At 49.9% G+C, this 3,212-nt stretch carries 2 rRNA genes; both read left to right on the forward strand.

The features are described from left to right. The first annotated feature begins 90 nt into the window (after window positions 1–90). Window positions 91–3,004 (forward strand): 23S ribosomal RNA (locus FGQ66_RS14735). A 92-nt stretch (window positions 3,005–3,096) separates the two neighbouring features. After that, window positions 3,097–3,212 (forward strand): 5S ribosomal RNA (rrf, locus tag FGQ66_RS14740).

Genomic DNA, 3,212 nt, shown 5'->3' on the forward strand with positions numbered 1-3,212 from the left:
TAGAGTTTTTTAATAAGTTCAATTGCTTATTTTCTTGATCGGACTTCTATCGCTAGAAGAAAGATCAAAACCCAACCGCAAGGTTGATAAGGTTAAGTGAATAAGGGCGCACGGTGGATGCCTTGGCACTAGGAGCCGATGAAGGACGGGACTAACACCGATATGCTTTGGAGAGCTGTACGTAAGCTATGATCCAGAGATTTCCGAATGGGGAAACCCAACATCTTTTATAGGATGTTACGTTTGCGTGAATACATAGCGCATTCGAGGTAGACGCAGAGAACTGAAACATCTAAGTACCTGCAGGAAGAGAAAGAAAATTCGATTCCCTGAGTAGCGGCGAGCGAAACGGGAAAAGCCCAAACCAATGAGCTTGCTCATTGGGGTTGTAGGACTCCAATATGGTAGTTCTTTCAGATAATCGAATGACTTGGAAAAGTCAGTCAAAGAGGGTAAAAACCCCGTAGATGAAATTTGGAAGGCACCTAGGAGGATCCTGAGTACGGCGGAACACGAGGAATTCCGTCGGAATCCGGGAGGACCATCTCCCAAGGCTAAATACTCCCTAGTGACCGATAGTGAACCAGTACCGTGAGGGAAAGGTGAAAAGCACCCCGGAAGGGGAGTGAAATAGAACCTGAAACCGTGTGCCTACAACAAGTCAAAGCCCGTTAATGGGTGATGGCGTGCCTTTTGTAGAATGAACCGGCGAGTTACGATTGCATGCGAGGTTAAGTCGAAGAGACGGAGCCGCAGCGAAAGCGAGTCTGAATAGGGCGTTTGAGTATGTAGTCGTAGACCCGAAACCATGTGATCTACCCATGTCCAGGTTGAAGGTGCGGTAAAACGCACTGGAGGACCGAACCCACGTACGTTGAAAAGTGCGGGGATGAGGTGTGGGTAGCGGAGAAATTCCAAACGAACTTGGAGATAGCTGGTTCTCTCCGAAATAGCTTTAGGGCTAGCCTCGGATTTGAGAATGATGGAGGTAGAGCACTGTTTGGACTAGGGGCCCATCTCGGGTTACCGAATTCAGATAAACTCCGAATGCCATTCATTCATATCCGGGAGTCAGACTGTGAGTGATAAGATCCATAGTCGAAAGGGAAACAGCCCAGACCACCAGCTAAGGTCCCAAAATATATGTTAAGTGGAAAAGGATGTGGGGTTGCACAGACAACTAGGATGTTGGCTCAGAAGCAGCCACCATTTAAAGAGTGCGTAATAGCTCACTAGTCGAGTGACCCTGCGCCGAAAATGTACCGGGGCTAAACATATTACCGAAGCTGTGGAGTACACCATTAGGTGTATTGGTAGGAGAGCGTTCTAAGGGCGTTGAAGGCAGATCGTGAGGACTGCTGGAGCGCTTAGAAGTGAGAATGCCGGTATGAGTAGCGAAAGACAGGTGAGAATCCTGTCCACCGAATGACTAAGGTTTCCTGGGGAAGGCTCGTCCGCCCAGGGTTAGTCGGGACCTAAGCCGAGGCCGACAGGCGTAGGCGATGGACAACAGGTTGATATTCCTGTACTCGTTGTTTTTGTTTGAGCAATGGAGGGACGCAGGAGGCTAAGGAATGCAGACGATTGGAAATGTCTGTCCAAGCAGTAAGTCTTGATAGGAGTCAAATGCTTCTGTCTACACGGATAAGCTGTGATGGGGAGGGAAATAATAGTACCGAAGTTCCTGATGTCACACTGCCAAGAAAAGCTTCTAGTGAGAAAACAATGACCCGTACCGCAAACCGACACAGGTAGTCGAGGAGAGAATCCTAAGGTGAGCGAGAGAACTCTCGTTAAGGAACTCGGCAAAATGACCCCGTAACTTCGGGAGAAGGGGTGCTGATCTTCGATCAGCCGCAGTGAATAGGCCCAAGCGACTGTTTATCAAAAACACAGGTCTCTGCAAAATCGTAAGATGAAGTATAGGGGCTGACGCCTGCCCGGTGCTGGAAGGTTAAGAGGAGTGCTTAGCGTAAGCGAAGGTACGAATTGAAGCCCCAGTAAACGGCGGCCGTAACTATAACGGTCCTAAGGTAGCGAAATTCCTTGTCGGGTAAGTTCCGACCCGCACGAAAGGCGTAACGATTTGGGCACTGTCTCAACGAGAGACTCGGTGAAATTTTAGTACCTGTGAAGATGCAGGTTACCCGCGACAGGACGGAAAGACCCCATGGAGCTTTACTGTAGTTTGATATTGAGTGTCTGTACCGCATGTACAGGATAGGTAGGAGCCGTAGAAATCGGAACGCTAGTTTCGATGGAGGCGCTGGTGGGATACTACCCCTGCGTTATGGCCACTCTAACCCGCACCACTGATCGTGGTGGGAGACAGTGTCAGATGGGCAGTTTGACTGGGGCGGTCGCCTCCTAAAAGGTAACGGAGGCGCCCAAAGGTTCCCTCAGAATGGTTGGAAATCATTCGAAGAGTGTAAAGGCAGAAGGGAGCTTGACTGCGAGACCAACAAGTCGAGCAGGGACGAAAGTCGGGCTTAGTGATCCGGTGGTTCCGCATGGAAGGGCCATCGCTCAACGGATAAAAGCTACCCTGGGGATAACAGGCTTATCTCCCCCAAGAGTCCACATCGACGGGGAGGTTTGGCACCTCGATGTCGGCTCGTCGCATCCTGGGGCTGTAGTCGGTCCCAAGGGTTGGGCTGTTCGCCCATTAAAGCGGCACGCGAGCTGGGTTCAGAACGTCGTGAGACAGTTCGGTCCCTATCCGTCGCGGGCGTTGGAAATTTGAGAGGAGCTGTCCTTAGTACGAGAGGACCGGGATGGACTTACCGCTGGTGTACCAGTTGTTCTGCCAAGGGCATTGCTGGGTAGCTATGTAGGGAAGGGATAAACGCTGAAAGCATCTAAGTGTGAAGCCCACCTCAAGATGAGATTTCCCATTTCTTTAAGAAAGTAAGATCCCTGAGAGATGATCAGGTAGATAGGTCAGGAGTGGAAGGCCAGTGATGGTTGGAGCGGACTGATACTAATCGATCGAGGACTTAACCAAATGGTTAAAAGAAAAGAACTCGGACATTACTTAAACTTCAAATCCAGTTTTGAGTGAGCAAAATGCAAACTCAATAAAAGATAACACCACAGTGTGGTGGCGATAGCGAGAAGGATACACCTGTAACCATGCCGAACACAGAAGTTAAGCTTCTTAGCGCCGATTGTAGTGAGGGGTTGCCCCTTGTGAGAGTAGGACGTCGCCACGC

The organism is Enterococcus sp. BSD2780061688st2 D3 (assembly GCF_005844145.1).
Classification (GTDB): domain Bacteria; phylum Bacillota; class Bacilli; order Lactobacillales; family Enterococcaceae; genus Enterococcus_B; species Enterococcus_B durans.